Origin of the sequence: Planktotalea sp. (assembly GCF_018607965.1) — a bacterium.
Classification (GTDB): Bacteria; Pseudomonadota; Alphaproteobacteria; order Rhodobacterales; family Rhodobacteraceae; genus Planktotalea.
In genome coordinates this window covers 1-22,704 of the sequence record NZ_JABBAM010000084.1, presented here as the reverse complement: position 1 = coordinate 22,704, position 22,704 = coordinate 1, and the positions used below count along the sequence as shown (strand labels likewise).

General features: G+C 54.2%; 16 protein-coding genes. 2 read left to right on the top strand and 14 right to left on the bottom strand.

The window, feature by feature from the left end:
- Nucleotides 1-134 precede the first annotated feature (134 nt).
- The 5 genes from QZ279_RS08125 to xdhA are packed head-to-tail and all read right to left on the bottom strand — an operon-like array spanning nt 135 to nt 7,341.
- A complete protein-coding gene (locus QZ279_RS08125; protein ID WP_293449851.1) occupies nt 135-1,220 on the bottom strand; it encodes an ABC transporter permease in 1,086 nt (361 codons plus the stop codon).
- On the bottom strand, nt 1,217-2,734 hold the full coding sequence (locus tag QZ279_RS08120; RefSeq protein WP_293449850.1) for an ABC transporter ATP-binding protein: 1,518 nt from the start codon (nt 2,732-2,734) through the stop codon (nt 1,217-1,219). Before QZ279_RS08120 ends, QZ279_RS08125 begins: the two co-directional genes overlap by 4 nt.
- A complete protein-coding gene (gene xdhC, locus QZ279_RS08115) occupies nt 2,731-3,666 on the bottom strand; it encodes a xanthine dehydrogenase accessory protein XdhC (RefSeq protein ID WP_293449849.1) in 936 nt (311 codons plus the stop codon). The genes QZ279_RS08120 and xdhC overlap by 4 nt, the downstream gene beginning before the upstream one ends.
- The gene (gene xdhB / locus QZ279_RS08110; protein WP_293449848.1) at nt 3,656-5,986 is read right to left on the bottom strand and encodes a xanthine dehydrogenase molybdopterin binding subunit; all 2,331 of its coding nucleotides are present in this window, start codon (nt 5,984-5,986) and stop codon (nt 3,656-3,658) included. Before xdhB ends, xdhC begins: the two co-directional genes overlap by 11 nt.
- A complete protein-coding gene (gene xdhA / locus QZ279_RS08105; RefSeq protein WP_293449846.1) occupies nt 5,983-7,341 on the bottom strand; it encodes a xanthine dehydrogenase small subunit in 1,359 nt (452 codons plus the stop codon). Before xdhA ends, xdhB begins: the two co-directional genes overlap by 4 nt.
- Nucleotides 7,342-7,521: 180 nt before the next feature.
- Here xdhA and dnaE point away from each other — a divergent pair, with 180 nt between their 5' ends.
- On the top strand, nt 7,522-11,022 hold the full coding sequence (gene dnaE / locus QZ279_RS08100) for a DNA polymerase III subunit alpha (protein WP_293449844.1): 3,501 nt from the start codon (nt 7,522-7,524) through the stop codon (nt 11,020-11,022).
- A gap of 35 nt (nt 11,023-11,057) precedes the next feature.
- Here the strand turns inward: dnaE and QZ279_RS08095 are convergent, their stop codons facing one another.
- Genes QZ279_RS08095 through QZ279_RS08060 form a run of 8 tightly spaced genes read right to left on the bottom strand, consistent with a single transcriptional unit; the run spans nt 11,058 to nt 19,841 of the window.
- A complete protein-coding gene (locus tag QZ279_RS08095) occupies nt 11,058-12,407 on the bottom strand; it encodes a tetratricopeptide repeat protein (RefSeq protein WP_293449842.1) in 1,350 nt (449 codons plus the stop codon).
- On the bottom strand, nt 12,397-13,173 hold the full coding sequence (locus QZ279_RS08090; protein WP_293449841.1) for an alpha/beta fold hydrolase: 777 nt from the start codon (nt 13,171-13,173) through the stop codon (nt 12,397-12,399). Before QZ279_RS08090 ends, QZ279_RS08095 begins: the two co-directional genes overlap by 11 nt.
- A gap of 33 nt (nt 13,174-13,206) precedes the next feature.
- Nucleotides 13,207-14,211: a P1 family peptidase gene (locus QZ279_RS08085; protein WP_293449840.1), complete on the bottom strand. Its 1,005-nt coding sequence runs from the start codon at nt 14,209-14,211 to the stop codon at nt 13,207-13,209.
- A 49-nt stretch (nt 14,212-14,260) separates the two neighbouring features.
- Nucleotides 14,261-15,001 (bottom strand): SDR family oxidoreductase, encoded by a 741-nt coding sequence (locus QZ279_RS08080; protein ID WP_293449839.1) that lies wholly within the window; start codon nt 14,999-15,001, stop codon nt 14,261-14,263.
- A 35-nt stretch (nt 15,002-15,036) separates the two neighbouring features.
- Entirely contained in the window at nt 15,037-16,491 is a 1,455-nt protein-coding gene (locus QZ279_RS08075) for an aldehyde dehydrogenase family protein (protein ID WP_293449838.1), read from the bottom strand.
- Nucleotides 16,478-18,082 carry a dipeptide ABC transporter ATP-binding protein gene (locus QZ279_RS08070; RefSeq protein WP_293449837.1) on the bottom strand — a complete coding sequence of 535 codons (1,605 nt, stop codon included), beginning with the start codon at nt 18,080-18,082 and terminating at the stop codon, nt 16,478-16,480. The genes QZ279_RS08075 and QZ279_RS08070 overlap by 14 nt, the downstream gene beginning before the upstream one ends.
- Nucleotides 18,079-18,897 (bottom strand): ABC transporter permease, encoded by an 819-nt coding sequence (locus tag QZ279_RS08065; RefSeq protein WP_293449836.1) that lies wholly within the window; start codon nt 18,895-18,897, stop codon nt 18,079-18,081. Before QZ279_RS08065 ends, QZ279_RS08070 begins: the two co-directional genes overlap by 4 nt.
- Nucleotides 18,894-19,841, bottom strand: a complete 948-nt coding sequence (locus QZ279_RS08060; RefSeq protein ID WP_293449834.1) for an ABC transporter permease — start codon at nt 19,839-19,841, stop codon at nt 18,894-18,896. The genes QZ279_RS08065 and QZ279_RS08060 overlap by 4 nt, the downstream gene beginning before the upstream one ends.
- 75 nt (nt 19,842-19,916) lie before the next feature.
- On the opposite strand from QZ279_RS08060, the gene QZ279_RS08055 reads away from it, so the two are divergent.
- Entirely contained in the window at nt 19,917-21,029 is a 1,113-nt protein-coding gene (locus QZ279_RS08055) for an acetoin utilization protein AcuC (protein WP_293449832.1), read from the top strand.
- A gap of 36 nt (nt 21,030-21,065) precedes the next feature.
- Here QZ279_RS08055 and QZ279_RS08050 read toward each other — a convergent pair whose 3' ends face one another.
- Nucleotides 21,066-22,544: an ABC transporter substrate-binding protein gene (locus QZ279_RS08050; RefSeq protein WP_293449830.1), complete on the bottom strand. Its 1,479-nt coding sequence runs from the start codon at nt 22,542-22,544 to the stop codon at nt 21,066-21,068.
- Between the last annotated feature and the right edge of the window lie 160 nt (nt 22,545-22,704).

The window sequence follows — 22,704 nt, the reverse complement described above, 5'->3', positions numbered from 1 at the left end:
AAGATGCGCACCAATGAAGACAAGTGCGGCTGATCCCGTCGTAGAACGTTCTCCCGTCGTCATTCCATGTAGCATGAACAACATCATTATGCCCATTAGGGATCCCATGATTAGAGGCATCTTTAAACTATGGATCATACGACCTCTCCAGTTCCAATTTGAACGCGGAAATTGATGAAAACATCGGTTGCGAGCAAGAAGAATAACAACATGCCTTGGAACAGTTGAATTGCCGCAGATGGTATGCCCAGCATAAGTGAGGCAAGCTCCCCACCGATGTATGTAAGCGCCATGAGCAGGCCCGCAAAGAGAATTCCAACAGGGTGCAGGCGACCTAGGAATGCGACGATGATCGCTGTGAAGCCATAGCCAGAATTGAAGTCGATAGTGATTTGTCCGGCTGGTCCTGCGACCTCGAACATACCTGCCATACCTGCTAACGCACCTGCCATGCCAAGGCACAAAAACACGATGCGCGCTGGGCTGACACCTGCAAAACGGGCGGCGCGGGGGGCTTCACCTGCAAGTCGGATTTGAAAGCCAAGCATGTGACGTGAGAAGAGAACATATGCGAAAATCACTGCAATGAAGGCGGTTAACACACCCCAATGCATGCCTGTGCCTTGGAAAATCTCCAGATTTGCGGCTGCGGGGTATTGCTGCAAATTTCGGCTGCCGGGAAAGCCCATTCCGTCAGGGTTTTTCAGCAAGCCCGAGGATACAGACGCGAGCCATGCTTCTGCAACGTATACCAACATCAAGGAAACAAGAATTTCATTCGTCCCAAAGCGCACTTTCAGAACTGCAGGGATCATCGCCCAAGCCCATCCACCAAGCGCGCCTGCAAGGATCATCAAAGGGAAAATGACGAAGCTTTCCGACGGGTAAAACGCCAATCCCATACCCGCGCCGCAGATCGCACCGATGATGTATTGGCCCTCTGCGCCGATGTTCCAAATGCCCGCTTTAAAGCCGAATGAAAGGCCGATCGCGATTAAGATCAACGGCCCCGCTTTGACCAAGAGCTGTGGCCGCGAATAGGCCGCAAATTGTTCGCTAAAAAGAGGGTCCCAGAAAATGATGCGGATCGCCTCGAAAGGATCGCTGCCGAGGGCCGCGAACATGATCCCACCGACAATCATTGTCATAAGGACAGCAAGGAAAGGTGTGGCGAAGGTCCAGAACTGACTTGGCTGTGCACGTTTTTCGAGGCGGATCATGCGGCACTCTCCGAAGTATTGTGAACGCCGCCCATCATCAGGCCAATTTCTTCGATGCTTAGTCCTTGCACAGGGCGGATCGGGGACATTCGCCCTTCGTTCAACGCGGCAAAGTGGTCAGAGATTTCCATGAGTTCGTCCAAGTCTTGGCTGATCACAACAACCGCCGCACCTTTTTCAGCGAGATCCATCAAAGATTGCCGAATGGATGCCGCCGCAGAGGCGTCAACACCCCAAGTGGGTTGGTTCACGATCAAGATATCAGGGGCTTGCAAGACCTCACGACCGATCACGAATTTCTGCAAATTACCGCCAGATAAGGATCGGGCCGCATTCGCAGAACTCGGGGTGCGCACGTCAAATGCCTTGATAACCTCGTCCGCGTAATCCTTGGCTATCCGCCAATCAATGAAACCTGATTTAACCATGTTCTTGCGCAGTGATGCCGATAAAAGAGCGTTCTCAAACAAACTCATGTCGGGGACAGCGGCGTGTCCAAGGCGTTCTTCAGGTGCTGCAAGCACACCCAAAGCACGTCGTTTTTGTGGGCCAAGCCTGCTAATGTCCTTGCTGCGCACTGTCACACTATTTTGTTGGCTAATGACTTCGCCCGAAAGTGCGCCGAGCAATTCATCCTGGCCATTTCCTGCAACACCACCGATGCCCAAAATTTCGCCTGCGCGGACTTCAAAATTCACATCTTTCAAAGCTGTCCCAAATTCGCTTGGCGCAGGCAGGGATAGATTGTTCACGTTTAATAAAACGTCGCCAAACGCACCCGCCGCGCGTTCTGGCACATGCAATGTCTCGCCGACCATCATCTCGGCCAGCTCATTCGCGCTGGTGTTGGCAGGCGTGCAGGTCGCCACTTTTTTACCTAAGCGTAGGATCGTAGCCGTGTCGCACAGGCTGCGGATTTCTTCCAGTTTATGCGAAATATAAAGGATCGCGGTGCCCTCTGATTTCAATTGGCGCAGGGTCTTGAACAGGATTTCCACCTCTTGAGGCGTTAAAACAGATGTTGGCTCATCCATGATTAAAAGTTTGGGATTTTGTAAAAGACAGCGAATGATTTCAACGCGTTGGCGTTCGCCCGCAGATAAATCACCCACACGCATGTAGGGATCTAATGGCAGGCCATATTGGTGGGATACGTCTTTGATCTTGGCGGCTAAATCACGTTGCTTGGGCGCGTTTTCCATCCCAAGCGCGATGTTTTCGGCCACATCCAACGCTTCAAACAGCGAGAAATGCTGGAACACCATCGCGACACCTGACAGACGCGCTGCACTTGGAGCAGAGGGCGCAAAAGGGGATGCGCTCAACGTCATTGTCCCAGTGTCGGGCCTAACCAAACCGTAAATCATTTTGACCAAGGTCGATTTTCCAGCGCCATTTTCGCCAAGCAAAGCATGCACTTCGCCTTTATGAATATCAAAGGACACATCGCTATTGGCGACGACACCGGGGTAGGCCTTGGTCAGGCCGCTAAGACGCATCAGCGGTTCTGTCACGCGGTCGTCCTTTGTGTTTGGGCAAGCGATTTCGCGTTCATCAGTAGCCGAGAGGCAACGCTAATCGCAATAGCTTGTGGATGTTTCCCAAGGTGAGGGTCGCCAATAGGGCAGGTAATGCGTAAGATTTGTTCGTTTGTATGGCCTAGCGCAGCCAGCCTATTGCGAAAACGTGCCCACTTACTTTTAGAACCGATTAGACCTGTGAACGCGAAGCTATGGATCAGCAACTGATGGCAGAGTTTGAGATCGAGCGCATGAGAATATGTAAGGATCAAATGTTCCGCGTTCAGGGGTGCATGTCGAGCAAGCAAAGCAGGGTTCGCCGCAGATAGTTTTGTGACATTTTCGGAACTGCTCTCTGGAAAGCGTGCGTCGCTGGTGTCAATCCAAGTGATCGCAAATTCTGGAAGCGGCGCCAAGGTGCTCACTATCGCGCGTCCCACATGTCCAGCGCCCCAGATCCAAAGGGGTCGCGTAGGTCTGGCAATCGGTTCGATGAACCAACCCTCGCAAAGTTGCGCATGTGGGGTGATGCCTTGGCTACGTGCATCTGCCAGAATACGTTTCACTTTTAGCGGTGTGCCCTTGGTTCCAACAACGCATCGCGCAACGATATCATCCTCAGTTTGAGGCAGGTTAACGGCGTCAAAAACCTCCGTCACGATTTGCAACGCTCCTCCACAACACTGACCCAACTGCGGTCCCAACGCGTGACGGGTTAGTGCTTTTTCTTGAACGCCCAAGGCGCGTTTGGAAAGTTCGAATTCCAAAGCACCACCACCAATTGTCCCGCTTTGGCCACCGGCCCACACCAGCATCGACGCACCAACCTCGCGCGGAGAAGACCCTTTCACGTCAGCAATCACAACTCGGGCAACGTGGCCATGACGCTCTATCGCACAGCGAAGCGCATCCAGATCAAACCCCACGGCGCACCCGTTCAACCGTCTTTAAAATTCTCTCAGGCGTCGCAGGTGCATCCAGTGCTGGATACGTGTCGCCACATGCGCCAATTGCATCTGACAGCGCCATCAACGCAGAAATTCCATGCATAAACGGCGGCTCCCCAACGGCTTTTGATCGGTAAATAGTCTGCATCGGGTTAATATTTTCCCAAAGTGCGACATTAAAAATATCGGGACGATCAGAACACGCGGGAATTTTATACGTTGACGGTGCATGCGTGCGCAAACGACCTTTCTTGTCCCAAACCAGCTCTTCCATCGTCAGCCAACCGGCCCCCTGAACATAACCACCTTCTACTTGTCCAATGTCCAATTCAGGATTCAGCGATGATCCCGCATCATGCAAAATATCAGTGCGCAAAATGCAGTTTTCGCCTGTCAAAGTATCGATCACAACTTCGCTCACAGAGGCTCCATAGGCAAAGTAGAAAAACGGACGCCCTTGGCCCTTAATGCGATCCCAAGCGACATCAGGTGTCTTGTAAAAACCAGTTGCAGACAATGAAATCCGGTTCTGATAGGCCAGCGATGCGGCCTCGGAAAATCGGTACTCTGCACCTGCAACCCCCACCATTCCATCTGCAAAAATAACATCGGATGGGGAAACCCCATGGCGCTCAGCCAAAAAATTAGCCATGCGATCACGGATCGTATCACACGCAGCTTTCACAGCCATTCCATTCAAATCAGATCCCGACGAAGCAGCCGTCGCTGATGTATTTGGCACCTTCGATGTGTCTGTGGCCGTGATCTTAACATCACGCACATCAATCCCAAATCGCGCCGCTGCCACTTGGGCCACTTTCTGGAATAACCCTTGTCCCATCTCGGTGCCGCCATGGTTCATGTGGACGGAACCGTCAGAATACACATGCACAAGTGCACCGGCTTGATTCAAATGCGTCAAGGTAAAAGAAATCCCGAATTTCACAGGCGTCAGTGCGATCCCTTTCTTCAAGATTGGATTACTCGCATTCCATGCATCGACCGCCACGCGGCGCGCATCGTAATCAGAGGATACGGCCAAAGCATCCGTCATCTCGTGTAAAATGAAATCCTCAACCGCCATCCCATAGGGCGTCGTTTGTGGCTTCCCCTTTCCAGAAATATCCCCGCCGGAGGCATCCGCACGTGCAACCGCCATTGGCGCGTAATAGTTCACGCGCCGAACGTCCAAGGGATCACGCCCTAAGTCATGTGCGATATGGTCCATCACACGCTCAATCCCAAGCATCCCTTGCGGTCCACCAAACCCTCGATAAGCCGTGGCACTTTGGGTGTTGGTCTTCAAACGATGGCTTTCAATCCGCGCATTCTCAAGGTGATATGCATTATCAGAATGCAACATCGCACGGTCCGCGACGGGTAAAGACAAATCCATCGCCCAACCACAGCGCGTGTAGTGACCGAAACTCACGCCAGTCACGCGTCCCGTTTCATCAAATCCTGCTTCATAGGCAATGCGGAAGTCGTGCCGCTTGCCTGTTATCACCATATCATCATCGCGGTCGTACCGCATCTTACACGGCTGGCCTGTTAAGCGCGCAGCAACGGCACACGCAACGGCCAAAGCGTTCCCCTGACTCTCCTTGCCACCAAAACCACCCCCCATGCGGCGCACCTCAACGCGAACCGCATTCATGGGAATGCCCAAAGCCTCCGCTACTTTGTGTTGAATTTCTGTGGGGTGCTGTGTCGAACTATGCACCACCATATCACCCGCTTCTTGGGGCAATGCGAGGGCAGCTTGACCTTCAAGATAGAAATGCTCTTGCCCACCCATCTCAATCACGCCGCTAACAGTATGCGCAGCCTTCGCAATTGCGCTTTCAGCGTTACCCTTTTGATAAATCCGTGGACCGTCCTCAAAGCGACTATTCGCGTCCATCGCCTCGTCAATTGTCAAAAGCGCGGGCCGTTCATCGTAATGCACCTTTGCCAAACGCGCGGCCTTGCGGGCCAGCAAATGAGAGGTAGCCAACACCAAGAAAATTGGCTGACCTACGTAGTGAACAGTGCCGTCTGCTAAAAGTGGCTCATCATGGTTCGACGGACTAACATCATTCTCAAACGGTAGATCAGCGGCGATTATAACCGCCTTAACACCCTTCGCGCTGCGTACATCAGTCAGGTCCATCGCGACGATCTCACCATGTGCGATTTCACTTTGCCCAAAGGCCAGATGAAACGTGCCGCTTGGTGTCGGAATGTCATCCACATACCGCGCAGCACCCGTTACATGCAGAGCGGCAGCGTCGTGGGGCAATGATTTATGAACGCTCATGCCCGTACCTCCAAGATTGAGATGGGCATTCCAGCAAGCTCTGCAAAGTAACGCCTCAACATGTTTTGTGCGGTTTGCATGCGATATTCGGCAGAGGCCCGCATGTCCGACATGGGGGTGTAGTCATCTTCCATTGCATGTGCTGCGGCTTCTATAGTTGCTTCGTTCCAAGCATTGCCTAGCAAAGCTGCCTCTGCCGCAGCTGCCCGCTTCGGTGTCTCCGCCATTCCGCCAAATGCGATCCGCGCAGAAGCGACCTTGCCTTCATTGACCTCGACATTGAAACACCCGCAAACGGCAGAAATATCCTGATCAAAGCGTTTTGAAAGTTTGTAACAACGCAGCGCTTTAGCGTTCGTTGGGATCGTCACCGCCTCGACAAATTCACCCGCCGAGCGGTCTTGCTTCCCATATGATAAGAAGAAATCTTCAATCGCCAAGTCACGACGCACGTCCCCTTTGCGCAGATGCAAGATCGCCCCTAAAGCGATCAAAGCAGGCGGATTATCCCCTATGGGCGACCCGTTGGCGATGTTGCCGCCAATCGTTGCGGCTTGGCGGACTTGCTCAGAACCATAGCGCCGTACCATTTCTGCGTAAGATGGGTGATGTTTTTTTAATACGGGGTGCACTTGCGCCATCGTAACCCCCGCACCAATGCGCAAAGTGTCACCTTGGGCATCGATTTTTTTCAAGTCGCGGCAACGGTGGAGGAAGGCAATCGCACCAAGGTCGCGCAATTGTTTCGTTACCCACAAACCAACGTCTGTCGCACCTGCGATTAATGTCCCGTCAGGATTTGCCAGATACCAAGCTGCCAACTCTTCGACAGTTTCAGGCGACAACGCATTTGCACCGACGTCTAGTGCAACATCCTTAACCCAATCGGGAACGGGTTTGTTCGCAGCTGCCTCAGCCGCGCGAATAATCGGGACGTAGCCCGTGCAGCGACACAGGTTTCCTGCCAAAGCATCATCAAAATCTCTGCGCCCTTGGCGATGCGCTGTGACCATCGAACCAATAAAGCCGGGCGTACAAAATCCACATTGCGATCCATGGTGTTCCACCATTGCATCTTGCACGGGGTGCAAAGTGCCGTCTGGGCCTGCAAATCCCTCAACAGTGCGGACTGCTTTACCATGCAATTGCGGCAGGAACAAAATGCACGCGTTCAAGGCTTTGGCACCGTCAGGGTCCGTCACCATTACGGTGCACGCCCCGCAATCGCCCTCGTTACAGCCTTCTTTAGTGCCGTTTAGTCCGCGCGTTTCACGCAGCCAATCTAGCAAAGTAACCGTCGCACTTGCGTCAGTTAGCTCTACCGTCTCTCCATTCAGAAGAAACTTTATACTCATGTCTATGCCCGCCGCGGTACATTTGCCCTAGAATATGCATTGCTTCGATGCGGCGTAGAAGCACTGCGGGCTATCTGATTGGCCCTCATATTCGGTAGGAATCGCAGAACTGGCAAGCTCTTTCTTGCAAATGAATGTTTAGCGATTTTCTTGCTCGCACTTGGCCAGTAGAGTGAGACCATGACAAACACACCCCGATTCATTCACCTGCGCACCCATACCGAATATTCGTTGCTTGAAGGTGCGATGCGGCTGAAAAAGCTGCCCGATCTGTGCCGTTCGATGGATATGCCAGCGGTGGCGGTGACCGACACCAATAACCTGTTCGCGGCTTTGGAGTTTTCGGTCGGGGCTTCGGGTAAAGGTATCCAGCCTATCGTGGGCTGTCAGGTCGACATTGCGTATCTGACACCGCAACCGGGGGAGCGCGCAAAGACACCTGCTCCCTTGGTTTTACTGGCGCAAACAGAGCGCGGTTATGAGAATTTGATGAAGCTGAACAGTTGTCTGTATGTGGACAACGGCGGGCAGTTGCCGCAGGTGACATTGGATGAACTCGATACGCTGAATGCGGGTCTGATCTGTTTGTCAGGTGGCCCAGAAGGTGCGATTGGTAAACTACTGCAAGGCGGACAACGCCCTGCGGCAGAGGCTTTGATGGACCGTTTGCACTCTGCATTCGGGGATCGCCTTTATGTGGAATTGCAGCGTCATCCTGAGAATGGGGGCCTTCCTGAAAGTGAATGCCTGACCGAACGCGGCTTTGTTGAAATGGCCTATGCCAAGAACATTCCTTTGGTTGCAACGAACGATGTCTACTTCCCAAAGACGGATATGTACGAAGCCCACGACGCGCTAATCTGCATCGCGGATGGCGCATACGTTGATCAACAAGATCCACGTCGCAAACTGACAGCGCAGCATTATTTCAAATCCCAGCAAGAAATGGTTACGCTTTTCGCAGACCTGCCCGAAGCGATTGAAAATACGGTTGAGATAGCGAAACGTTGCGCGTTCCAAACCTATCGCCGTGATCCGATCTTGCCGAAATTTGCCGATGACGAGGTCGCAGAACTGCGCCGTATCGCCAATGAGGGTTTGCAAAAGCGCCTTGCCGTAATCCCCCATGCGGTGACTTTGGAAGAATACCAAGAGCGCCTTGATTTCGAACTTGGCATTATTGAAGGCATGGGGTTCCCCGGTTATTTCCTGATCGTTGCGGACTTTATCCAATGGGCCAAGGACAATGGCATTCCTGTTGGTCCGGGTCGTGGTTCTGGTGCGGGTTCGCTTGTGGCTTATGCGCTGACAGTGACCGACCTTGATCCGCTGCGCTATTCGCTGCTGTTCGAACGTTTCCTTAATCCCGAACGTGTTTCGATGCCCGACTTCGACATCGACTTTTGTATGGATCGTCGCGAAGAGGTGATTCAATACGTTCAAAAGAAATATGGTCGCGACAAGGTGGGCCAGATTATCACGTTCGGTGCTTTGCTTTCAAAGGCCGCCGTGCGTGACATTGGCCGTGTTTTGCAAATGCCATACGGGCAGGTGGATCGTCTTTCCAAGATGATCCCTGTTGACGGTGTAAAGCCTGTTTCGATTGAAAAGGCCCTCGCGGATGAACCGCGTCTGCGCGAAGAATATCGCAATGAAGAGATCGTAAAACGTCTGTTGGATTACGGCCAACAGGTCGAAGGACTGCTGCGTAACGCGTCCACCCACGCTGCGGGGGTAGTGATCGGGGACCGTCCTTTGGACGCGCTTGTCCCGCTGTATCAAGATCCACGTTCCGACATGCCCGCAACCCAGTTCAACATGAAATGGGTGGAAGAAGCGGGTCTGGTGAAATTCGATTTTTTGGGCCTGAAAACCCTGACTGTTATCCAAAACGCGATGGAACAGATCACGGCCAGTGGTCGCCAATTGCATATCGCGGCTGACGGAACAGAGCTCTACCAACCACCTGCTGGAACTGTCGATGACATCGGTGCGATCCCGCTGGATGATGAGGCAAGCTACAAACTATACGCATCCGCGAAAACCGTGGCCGTGTTTCAGGTGGAAAGTTCGGGCATGATGGATGCCCTAAAGCGGATGAAACCGACCTGTATCGAGGACATTGTTGCCCTCGTGGCGCTATATCGTCCGGGTCCGATGGAGAATATTCCGACCTATTGTGAAGTGAAAAACGGGATCAAGGAACTTGAGTCCGTGCATCCGTTGATCGACCATATTTTGGAAGAAACCCAAGGCATCATCGTTTACCAAGAACAGGTTATGCAAATTGCGCAGGTCATGGCGGGTTACTCGCTTGGCGGCGCTGATTTGCTGCGTCGTGCGATGGGTAAGAAAATCGCCGAGGAAATGGCGAAGGAACGTCCCAAGTTTGAAAAGGGCGCCAAGGAAAATGGTGTCCCTGCAAAGAAAGCGTCGGAAGTTTTCGACCTTCTTGAGAAATTTGCCAACTACGGCTTCAACAAATCCCACGCGGCGGCTTATGCGGTGGTCAGCTATCAGACGGCTTGGCTGAAAGCGAACCACTCTGTTGAATTTATGGCAGGCGTCATGAACTGCGATATCCACCTTACAGATAAGCTGGCGGTCTATTTCGAAGAGGTCAAAAAGGGCCTCGATCTGCCTTGGGTGCCGCCCTGTGTGAACCGTTCTGATGCGACATTCAAAGTGGTCAAGGGCGAGCTAGTCTATGCGCTGGGCGCTTTGAAGAACGTGGGTGTCGAGGCGATGAAGTTGGTCGTCGAAGGGCGCGATGACAAGCCGTTTGCAACAGTCTTTGATCTGGCGCGTCGCGTTGATTTGAAACGTGTTGGTAAGCGTCCTTTGGAAATGCTCACGCGTTCTGGTGCGTTTGACCAACTTGATCCGAACCGTCGCCGCATGGTCGACAGCCTTGATGGGTTGGTTAGTTATTCCAGCGCGATTTTTGAGCAGAAGAATTCAAATCAGGTGTCGCTTTTTGGTGAAGCGGGTGCTGATCTGCCAGAACCTCGTATGTCGCCTGTGCAAGACTGGATGCCAGCGGAACGCCTGAACGAAGAGTTCCGCGCAGTTGGGTTTTACATGTCGGGCCATCCGCTGGATGACTACATGGCCCCTTTAAAACGCAAGGGCGTCATGACGCTGGACGAAGTGACCGCCAAAGCCGAAGGCGGTGCGCTGGTTGCAAAGCTCGCGGGTGTTGTTGCAGGCCGTCAAGAACGTAAATCTGCGCGTGGCAATCGATTTGCGTTTGCGCAACTCAGCGACACGACGGGCGCGTATGAGGTGACTTTGTTCTCGGATACGTTGGACAAGTGTCGCGACTATTTGGAAACTGGCGCGAAGGTTGTTGTGACCGTTGAGGCCACAATGGAAAGCGATCAGCTAAAACTGCTGGGTCGTTCCGTTGCACCGATTGATGTTGTGGTAGCTGACGCCGGCCAAACGGCGCTGCGAATTTTCGTCGAAAATTCGGGGGCGGTCACAAATATTGCGTCGGTTCTTTTGCGTGCGCAGGAAACTGTGAAACAGGGCGCGCGTGGACCTGTAATGTTGTGCTTGATGGACAGCGGTTTGCCCGGCGAGGTCGAGATTGATTTAGGCCGTGAATTCCCTGTGAACCCGCAAATCAAAGGCGCGTTGAAAAGCCTTGATGGGGTTATGCAGGTCGAAGAAGTTTAAGAGCCTTCGGCGAGGATATTTGTAAAAGGTGAAGCCTAGGCTGGCGCGCGATTGCGGGCTGTTTCAGCGAGATCTGGCAGACCTGTTTTGTCATAAACCTCTGCAAGCATTTGGTTAAGTGGGACGCCATCTGGATCAAACGTGCGGCGCATTTCTAGCACTTGCTGGGCTTGTGCTAAGCGTTCCGTTTTCATCAGCGCATCCAAGTGTACTTGTTCGAATAGATCCCGTTGGGCATGGCTGCCACCGATTTCTGCCATACGTGGCAGAGCAAGACCGAGTTGCTTGACCGTTGTCTCGAAATCGCCGCGTGTGTAGGCTAGCAGACCTTCGCATGCGGGCAGGGCGACGTTGCGCCAGACATCCTGATCATAGCCCGGCGCGCTGGCCTTTTGTTTGATAGCACTGATGAGTGTGTCAGCCATCGGATTGTCCGATCGGCCAAGCGCGTAGAGGTATTGCATCGTAAGGAACGGCAACGTCGTGTCTGGGCCGCGCCGCGCGATGTGGTCGGCAACGTCTTTCCAGCGATCTTCCACATCAATGCCCGCAAGTTCCATGCGCGCAAGTAAGGACGCAGCGCCGATTTGATCTTGGGCGAAGTTCTTTTCTAACCCCCACACATGGGTGTCATAGGCTGCGCGGACCTCGTCGTGTTGACCCATTGAAATGTAGAACAGCGCGAGGTGCCACCAGTTGTGGCTATACATAAAACTATTTAGGCCCTCCCAGCGCGGGGCCATGTCTTCCATGAATTTTGCACCCTCAATCACGCGACCTTGTGTCAACATCACATGGGCGATGGCATGATGTGCCCATGCGTCCGTGGGTTCAATTCCAATGGCATGGCGCGCGCTTTTCTCGGCGTGTTCTAGTTGGTGGCATTGCTCGTATCCGAAGGCGATCATGCCGTGAACGAAGGGTTTGGTCGCGGCTTCGGGGAGGGCTTTGAGGCCTGCGCGTAACGTGCTGGGGGCGTCGCCTACGTTGAAGTAGAGGTATTGCGCGAGCTTGATGATGACCAGATCGCGCGGATACAAATCGCTGTGTGCTTCGCACAAGCGCATGGTTTCAGGCACGTCGCCGCCGACCCATGTTTCCGCAATTTTCAGGTTTGAGTGTTCGCGTTCGTTCATGTCGACGCCAGCTTTGGCACGCGCGATGTAGGGCGCGGCTTTTAAGGCGGCAACCGGTGCTTCGAGGAACATCCAAAGCATACCTGCGTATGTATTTGTGAGAGCGTGATCTGGCGCGGCTTCGGCGGCGGCGAGGATATTGGCGGCTTTGGGTTGATATGCGAGGAAGCCATGCGTGAAATCATCTATGGCTTGCGCGGTTTTGGGCGTACCTGCGGTGAAGGAATTGTCGAAGCGATCAGTTGTCATGGCGGTGTCCCTTCATGAAAGTAATGAGGTACTCAAGGACAGCAGCGGGCGCGTCCCAGTGGATGGAGTGGGCTGCGTGCGCCACCGTTTGAACGTCAACATTGGGGATTTGTGTTAGCAACTCAAGGGCCTCTTTGTGGGGAACAATCAGATCGTTCTGCGCGAGCAAGGCAAGTGTGGGAACTTTGATACGATGAACAAGATCGCTGGGGTCATATTGTTTGAGCGCGTTTAGCTGGTGCTGCATCGCGTCCAAGGATTGCGCGTATGGGTATGTGAGAGAGCCCGCAACAGCGCCTTCATTTTGGGCAGGATTGTCAAAAAATTTGTGATGGAACAGCCAAGGAAAAAGGCAGCGCAACCATAAACCCTCTGGACCAGATTTCCGAACATCGCAGAACCCTTGGAACAGATGCCAAGACCGCGCGAGGTTCATTGGGGCGCTGCACAAAAGTGTGAGCGATGTGGTGCGTTGGGGGGCGAGGCTTGCAAATTCGGCGGCAATGTAGCCGCCCATTGAATGGCCAATGATGTGTGCCGTTGGAATATCGAGATGATCGATAAGCGCTAAGATATCGGTAGCGTTTTGTGGGGGTGAGGTGGGGGCAAGTGCAGGTTTCGTACGCCCTGTCGTGCGGTTGTCAGGTCGGATGACAGTGTATTTTTCAGCGAGCGGCGCTATCATCGGGCCCCAACTTGCGCTGTCGCTAAGCATACCCGCAATTAGGAAAACAGGTGGGCCTGCGCCGTCGATTTCGTAGTGCATTTCAATGTCTGAAGTTTTGAAGCTGGGCATCGTTCAAGCACCGTTCTTTTCGCGCCATGTTGGCAGCAAGTCGTTCTTTGCGGGCGTGGCCGCGTAGACCGCGCGCGCGATCGCACGTGCGACACAAAGCGCGGCTGCGTGGCCGATCATCGCCAATTCATAGTTGGGATTTTCGAGCGTCTTCGCACCTGTTGTCGCACTAAAAATGAGGTCACCGTCCATGGGAGTGTGGGCAGGCATACATGCGCGCGCGATGCCATCATGGGCCGCGATTGCCAAGCGTTTGCACTGGGCTTTGGTCAGGTGGGCGTCTGTTGCGACCACACCGATGGTCGTGTTGGCTTGGCGCATCATAGCAGTGATCTTGTCGGATTTCATATCGCGCCCAAGACCGCTGCGTGGATCGGGGCCAAGGCCGCCGAATTCATCGTCGATTTCTTGGGACCCCGCCCAAAAATGTTTCTCGCCCGGCGTTGTAACAGATCCGATTGGGTTCGCGATCATCAAGGCACCGACGGTGATCCCACTCTCTAAAACGAGCGAGGCAGAGCCTGTGCCGCCTTTCAAAGTCGCGCTCATTGCACCTGCACCTGCGCCATGTGTTCCAAGATTGAACTGTGCGGTTGCGCTTTGCAGTGCTTCTTCGCCAAGCGCAGGGTAGGGGCTATTGTCCCAGTCTTTATCACCACCGTTGATGAGATCGAAAATGATTGCAGCAGGCACAATGGGAACACGGGCTGTGTGAACCGCGAAACCACGACCCATTTTGCGTAACCCCTGCATCACGCCACTTGCAGCATCTAGGCCAAACGCCGATCCGCCAGAGAGCACAAACGCATCTACCCCCGGGGCCGATTTGTCGGGATCAAGTAGCGCTGTTTCGCGACTGCCTGGGGCACCACCCATGACGTGGACGGAGGCGGTTAAGGGTTTGTCTGCAGTCACAACTGTTGTGCCGGATTTCAGCGCGTCGTTTTGGGCTTGGCCCACTTTGAGGCCGTGCACATCTGTGATCAGGTTGGTGGGGCCTGGTTGCATAGGGAAGAGCCTCCGGCGGGGATATTTGGAAAAGGTGAAGTTGGTGTCGTTAGATGCAGCGGCCACCGTCGACTTCCATGCACACGCCTGTGATCATGCTAGCCTCGTCTGAGCAGAGATAGCAGGCCGCGTTGCCCATGTCTTCGGGTGTCGAAAACCGCCCGATTGGGATGGTTGCAAGGAACTGCGCGCGTCGTTCTGGGGTGTCTTCGCCCATGAAGGAGGCGAGCAGCGGCGTTTCACCAGCGACGGGGTTGAGCGCGTTGACGCGGATGCCCATGGGGGCAAGCTCGACAGCCATGGATTTGGTGGCGGTGTTCATCCACCCTTTAGAGGCGTTGTACCAGCTAAGATTTGGGCGCGGGCTGACGCCTGCAGTGGAGGCGACATTCAGGATTGTGCCCGATTTACGGGCCTTCATGTTGGGGATGAACGTTTGGCTGATCAGATAGACGGACTTGCAATTGACGGCGAAAACACGATCAAAATCATCTTCTGAGATGGTGTCCATTGGCGCGGGCAGATGGGTGACACCCGCATTGTTAACGATGATATCTATGTGACCGAGCGTTTTAAGGGCGACGTCGGACATGTCTTGCACACTTTGGCGATTGCTCACGTCGACGGTGCAGGCAATGCCGCCGATTTCGTCTGCAATAGTTTGAGCGGCTTCCGCGTTGATGTCCGCGACGATGACCTTTGCGCCCTCATCCGCAAACTTGCGGGCGATGCCTGCGCCAAAACCTGATCCTGCGCCTGTGACGATGGCTGTTTTATCTTGAAGTCGCATACTATTCTCCTGCTTTGCACTGTGAATCGGCGCGTTTAACCATGTTTGGCGGCAACCGTTTTTAAGGTTGAGAACCCGTAAAGTGCCTCGAACCCTTTTTCGCGCCCATGTCCTGATTTTCCAACGCCTCCGAATGGAAGTTCAACACCGCCGCCTGCACCATAATTGTTGATGAAGATTTGACCCGATTTCAGCGCCTTGGCGAGACGCATTTGGCGGGCTCCGTTTTGCGTCCAGATGCTGGCGACAAGGCCGTAGTCTGTGCCGTTGGCAATAGCGATCGCGTCGGCTTCGTCTTGGAATGGAATGACGACTTGGACGGGTCCAAAGATTTCTTGTTGCGCAAGAGGATGATTTGGATCGGGACAGAGCAGAAGATGGGGCGCGACGTATGCGCCGCTGCTTGGTGCATAGCCGGCGATTTGGCCTTTGGCAGCAATCTGGAGATCGCTACCTTTCTCTAAGAACCCCGTGACGATTTCCTTTTGGCGCGTTGAAATAAGGGGACCAACATTGAGATCATCCATCGCGGGACCGACCTGCAGGGCTTTGTAGCGTTCAGACATTGCTGCGACGACTTCGCTGTAACGGCTGGCTTGCACGAGGATACGCGACGAGGCCGAACAGGTCTGACCTGCGTTTTGAATGCCTGCGTTGACCAGAAATGGAAGGGCCTCTTCGAGATCGGCGTCCTCGAACACCAATTGCGGGGACTTGCCGCCCAGTTCAAGCGTCACAGGAATAACATTCGCGCCAGCCGCTTGCTGCACCAGCGCGCCGGTTGCGACGGAGCCTGTGAAGGAAATATGCTGAACGCCTTTGTGTGCAGAGAGCGCGGCGCCTGCCTCGGCTCCAAGACCGGGCACAACGTTCAAGGCTCCGTCTGGTAGACCTGCTTGGCGCGTGATCTCGGCAAACATGAGGGCAGTAAGACAGGCCTCTTCGGCAGGTTTCAAAACGGTTGCATTGCCCATCGCGAGGGCTGCACCGACTGAGCGCCCAATGATTTGCATCGGGTAATTCCAAGGCACGATGTGGCCCGTGACGCCGTGGGGTTCGCGCAATGTGTAGACGGTGTAGCCGTCTAGGTAGGGAATGGTTTCGCCGTGCACTTTGTCCGCCGCACCACCGTAAAATTCCAAGTAGCGCGCCAATGCGATGGCGTCTGCGCGGGCTTGGGTCAGGGGTTTTCCGACATCGCGCGCTTCTAATTCGGCAAGCAGATCGACGTGCTCTAAAACGAGTTGGCCGATGCGCGTTAAGATGCGCCCACGTTCCAAGGCGGTTTTGCTGCCCCATTCGCCGGTCAGCGCATTTTGTGCAGCTTGGACGGCGGCGTCGATGTCCGCGCTTTGGCCGCGTGCAATTTGGCTGAGGTCGCTGCCGTCAGACGGATCAACCAGCGTTACTGTTTGGCCAGCAATTGGTGCGCACCATGATCCACTGATCAAGCAATGGGATGGATCGAAAGGGAGGTCAGGTAGGGACATTGATTGGACCTTTCACATCTGGCAGTGTCGGTGCGGCTGCGATCAGGCTGGCGGTGTAGGGGTGTTTGGGATGGCTGAACACGTGCTCGGTTGGGCCATCCTCGACAATTTGGCCGTCTTTCATCACCAGAACGCGGTCGGTGATTGTGCGCACGACCGATAGGTCATGGCTTATGAAGAGATAACTTAGATCGTGGCTTTGGGTCAGCGCTGCAATCAGATCAAGAATTTGTGCGCGGATAGACACATCAAGCGCACTGACGGCTTCATCGAAAATGATAAGCTCGGGTCGAATGATCAACGCGCGCGCGATTGCTATGCGTTGGCGTTGGCCGCCTGAGAACGCGTGGATGTATTTGTCTGCATCTGAGGGACGTAGACCAACCGCGATAAGTGCCTCGGAAATACGGTTCTGGCGGTCTTTTCCCTTTGGTGGATCCGGTAGCAAATGGAACGGTTCGGTCACGATGCGCGCGACTTTGTGGCGAGGATTGAAGCTGCCGTAGGGGTCTTGAAACACCACTTGCAAACCAGCTCGTAAGGCGGCTGGCATGTCTGGTGCGACCTCTTCCCCGAAGGCGGTGATTGAGCCGCCTTGCAGCGGTTCAAGCCCAAGGATTGCGCGGGTCAGTGTAGATTTTCCACAGCCGCTTTCACCGACAAGGCCGATGCGTTCGCCTTTTTTCAACGTAAAGCTGATGCCATTCACAGCGCGCGTATATTCGCGTGGAGCGAACAGCTGGGTGCGTGGTTTCGGGTAGTCGCGAACCGCGTCCTTGACGACCAACAAAGCGTCATCGGGCCGCGTGTTATCGGGTAGATCAACCTCGTGCGACGAGGCCGCGAAAAGCGCGCGCGTGTAATCGTGCTGCATGTTGGAAAATAACGTGCTGGTTTCGCCGGTTTCAACCACGTCACCGTGGCGCATCACGACGATCCGATCTGCCATATCAGAGACGACGGCAAGATCATGGGTGATCATCAGCAGCCCCATGCCAAAATCCTGCACGAGGTCTTTCAGCAGGTCCAAAATTTGCGCTTGGGTAGTGACATCCAGCGCTGTGGTTGGTTCATCGGCAATCAAAAGGCGCGGACGCAAGGCGATTGCCATAGCGATCACAACGCGTTGGCGTTGGCCGCCTGACAACTCGTGTGGAAAGCGGGAAAGCTTGAATTTTTCAGGGGAGAGGCCGACGCGGGTGAGGGTCTCTTCCGCCTTGATACGCGCCTCATCGCGGGTTGCAGATGTATGGAGCAGGATCGTTTCCATCACCTGATCGCCGATGGTCATCAAAGGGTTCAGTGCGGTCATGGGTTCTTGGAACACCATACCAATATCATTACCGCGCAGGTCGCACATCGCGGCGTCGGAGGCGTTCAACAGTTCTGTTCCGTCCAGTTGAATCGACCCTGTCGTTCCTGTGCCACGCGGCAACAACTGCATGACTGAGAATGCAGTCAGGGATTTACCTGACCCGCTTTCCCCTGTGATCGCGACGATTTCGCCCTGTGCCACATCAAGGCTGACACCCTTTAGGATGGGCGTGCCATGGATCGACAATTTCAAATTCTGGATCGAGAGCAAGCTCATGTGCGATCCACCCTGATGCGGGGATCAAGCAGATCGCGCAGACCGTCGCCCATCAGGTTCAATCCAAGCACCGTCAAAATAATCGCCCCACCGGGGATCAACGCAAGATGGGGCGCAAAGCTGACCATGGTTTGCGCGTCGGCCAACATGCGCCCCCAACTGGGCAGGGGTGGTTGTGCCCCAAGGCCGACGTAGGACAGGCCAGCTTCTGCAAGGATGCCAAGCGAGAATTGGATGGTGCCTTGAACGATCAAAAGGTTGGTCACATTGGGAAGGATGTGTTCGAGCGATATGCGTGAACTGCCTTTGCCTGCGACACGCGCCGCCATGATGAATTCACGTTGCCATAGCGGCAGGGCGGCACCGCGTGTAAGGCGCGCGAACACCGGGATGTTGAAGATACCGATTGCAATGATTGCGTTCACGGCACCGGGTCCGAAGACGGCTGTAATCAGGATCGCAATCACGAGTGAGGGAAAGGCGAACACCAGATCATTACCGCGCATGATGACCTCGTCCAGCAGGCTACCTTGGCGCGCAGCCGCCGCCAAACCAAGGGGCACACCAATGAACATACCGATACTGACCGCGACCAATGCAACAGCTATCGACGTACGCGCGCCGACCATGATCATCGAGAAGATGTCGCGTCCAAAGTGATCCGTGCCAAGCCAATTGGTGCCGTTTGGCGTTTTCAATTTCGACGAGATATTCATCTGTGTGACGTCAAAAGGGGTCCACACAAAGCTGATAAGCGCTTCGGTAAGGAAGATCGCCGTCAGGAGGCCCCCTATGATAAGATTGCGCGATTTCATGAGCGTGACCTCAGACGTGGATCGACCCACGCATATGCAAGATCGACGATGAAGTTCACCACGATGACGGCGAACACCAGTAACATCACAACGCTTTCCACAACGATCAAATCGCGTTGGGATATGGATTGAAAGACAAGGCGCCCAAGGCCGGGCAGGTAGAACACTTGTTCAATGATGATTGATCCAGCCAGCAGGAACGAAAATTGCAGACCGATGATTGTAAGGACGGGGATAAGCGCGTTGCGCAATGCGTGGCGCCAAAGGGCTTGCCGGCGGCTTAAACCTTTGGCGCGGGCAGTTCGGATAAAATCTTCGTTCAGGATATCCAGCAAGGACGAGCGCATGACGCGCGCAAGGATTGCAGCTTGGGGCAGGGCGAGCGCGATGGCGGGAAGGGTGAGGGCCTTGATGCCGTTGAAGAACCCCTCTTCCCATCCCGGAAAACCACCCGCAGAAAACCATCGCAGGTTGATCGCAAAGACCAGCACCAACATCATCGCAAACCAGAAATTCGGGATCGCGACCCCCAATTGCGTGGCCCCCATAATAGACACATCCCCCGCACCACCACGACGCGAAGCAGCATAAATTCCCGCAGGAAACGCGATGATCGTAGAGAGCGCCAAAGCATATAGCGCAAGGGGCAAAGACACCCAAAGGCGATCCGCAACCATTTGGGCGACGGGGGTGCGATAGGTGTAGGACGTGCCGAAATCGCCCAGTAACATACCTTTAGACCAAGACACATAGCGTTCAAACTTGCTCTGGTTCAGCCCCAATTCTTCACGCAGCGCATTTAGCGTATCCTCTTGCGCGTTTATGCCCAGCATAAAGCTGGCAGGATCACCCGGCGCGACCTCGATCACCAAAAAGATGACGAGGCTGGCGATGATAAGGCTGATCACAAGGGACAGCAGACGTTTGAGCGAATAGCGCAGCATCCAAACACGCTAGGCGACGGGCGCGCAGGGGTCCAGAGGGCTTGTCGTTATGACGTGGCGCTGTATGTCAAAGGAATGCTGAAACAACCGCTTTTTATTGGGTCTGAAATTTATCGCGGTTCGTCATACGGCGGGCTGCACCCGTTGCGCGTGCCGCGTGTTTCTACCGTGATGGATCTAAGCCGTGCGCTGGGCTGGTTGCCAGATGCGCAATACGTGACGTCACCGCGCGCCAAACCAAAGGCACTATGGGCGTTTCATACGCCTGAATACGTGTCCGCGCTGGCAAGGGCAGAACGACGCGGCGTGGTAAGCGATCTTGAGCGTGATCAATTCCAGCTTGGGACCCACTCGAACCCTGTCTTTGCAGAGATGTTTCGACGTCCTGCTACAGGTGCGGGTGGTGTGATGTTGGCGGGTGAATTGCTGTCGAATGGCGGCATAGTTCATGTACCGGGCGGTGGTACGCATCACGGAATGCCGGACCGTGCGAACGGGTTCTGCTATCTGAATGATCCCGTGTTGGCGATCAAATCGCTGCAACATCATGGTGCCGAACGTGTCGCATATATAGATATCGACGCGCATCATCCTGACGGCGTCGAGGTCGAGTTTAGCGTTGATCCAAGCGTGCGCATGATTTCTGTTCACGAGGAAAAGCGCTGGCCATTCACAGGCGCGTTGGAGGAAACAGCAGGGGGCAGTTCGTTTAATTTACCCGTACCGCGTGGTCTGAACGATAGTGAAATGCGGGTGGTGCAGGAAGAACTGATTGTCCCAGCCGTTGATATATTTGCGCCTGATGCAATCGTTCTTCAATGCGGATCAGACGCGATTGAGGAAGATCCGCTTTCCCGATTGTCGCTTTCGAACAACGCTCATGCAGAGATTGCCAAATCACTTATGAATATGTCGCCTCGTCTCATGGTCCTTGGCGGGGGCGGTTACAATCCATGGAGCGTTGGTCGTTGCTGGACCCGTATCTGGGGCGTTCTAAATGATCAGAAAATGCCAACGCGTTTATCCAAAAATGCCGAATCGGTGCTGCGGGATTTGCGTTTTGAGGGTAATTCACGGGGCCGTAGTCCACCCGAACATTGGTGCACAACACTTGCAGACCAACCAAACGAAGGTCCGATCCGAAACGAAATACGCGCGCGCATTGATGCGTTGCGCGCGCGTTTCTAAAGGCGTTTAAATCTTACGAGAAAATCCGTGTTCCGCTTAGTTGGACCAGCTTACGCCAGTCAGATCGGTCGCCTGTGTCGGCGCGTTCTCCCATATACCTTGAACTTTAGCATCCGCGACTGTTGGGAAGGCCAGCTGGAACAAATACCCGTTCACATAGTCTTGCGAAATCGTAGTCTGCGCCTGCGCAATCATGTCAGAGCGCATCGCAGGATCAGCCGTCGCATTTAGCTTGGTCATCAACGTTTGGAACTCAGGATTGTCGTACTGGAAATAATAATCCGGACGCGCGTAGATGCCGATGTCAAACGGCTCTGTGTGGCTGATGACGGTCAAACCAAAAGTCTTTCCACGGAAAACCGTTTCCAACCATTGCGCCCATTCGACGTTGATAATCTCTGCCTTGATCCCAACCTCTGCCAGTTGTGAGGCAATGATTTCACCCCCACGGCGCGCATAAGAGGGGGGTGGCAAGTGCAAGGTTGTTTCAAAACCATCCGCCAAACCAGCTTCAGCCAAGAGCGCCTTAGACTTCGCAGGATCATACGCAGAGCCAGCGGTTAGGTCGACATAATCGGGATTGTGCGGTGCGAAATGTGTGCCGATTGGTGTGCCATAGCCAAACATGGCACCATCAATAATTGCCTGACGATCAATCGCGTGGGCAAGGGCCTCGCGCACTTTCACGTTGTCAAAAGGGGGCATCTTGTTGTTGGTGGACAGGATCGTTTCACCCTCTGAACTACCGACAAGCACTTGAAAACGTGGATCTGCTTCGAACTGTGGCAAGTTCTCAGGCGCTGGAAATCCCGCAAACACATCCACATCCTGTGCCATCACCGCGGCAAACGCAGCTGTTGGATCAGAGATAAATTTGAACGTTGCGCTCTCAAGCGTGGGTGCGTCGCCCCAATAGGCATCGTTGCGCGCCAAATCGATCTTGTCACCTTGCACCCAGTTCACAAATTTGAACGCGCCCGTGCCAATCGGCATTTGCTTGATATTTTCAATGCTTTCTGGCGCAACGATTACAGCGTCACCCCACGCAAGGTTGAACAACATGCTGCCATTTGCTTCTGCCAAAGTTAGCGTCACGGTCATCGGGTCGACAACAGAAACATCCGTGATGCCTGCATAAAGCGCCTTTTGTGCGTTCGTGCTATCCTCAGCGCGCGCGCGATCAAGCGAGAATTTTACATCCTGCGCATCCATCGTTGTGCCGTCATGAAACATCACACCATCGCGCAGTGTGAATGTATAGGTCAGGCCGTCCTCGGAAATGTCCCAGCTTGCCGCCAGTCCAGCGACAACCGAACCATCCGCCATGAAACGCGTCAGCCCCTCAAACACGTTGGAATAAAGAACGCTATCAATCGCACCAGCTGCGGCAGATGTTGGATCCAAATGCGGCGGCTCAAGTTGCAAGGCAACCGTGATATCGGACTTAGCCCAAGCTGATCCAGCCAATAACGCGGTGGCACTGGCACTTAACAAGAGGGTGCGAAAATTGAACATATCTATCTCCTGAGGTTCGTTTGGAGGTTAGTGTAGCCCCTTCGCTCTGTTCTGGCTAGGGAAAGCTAGGGGGAAATTCAGGGCTTGCAGGTGCGGGTGATGCTTTCTAAAGCGCTGTTTTTTGTGAAAAGGGTTCGGGCATGAGGCAGTCAACGGAAGT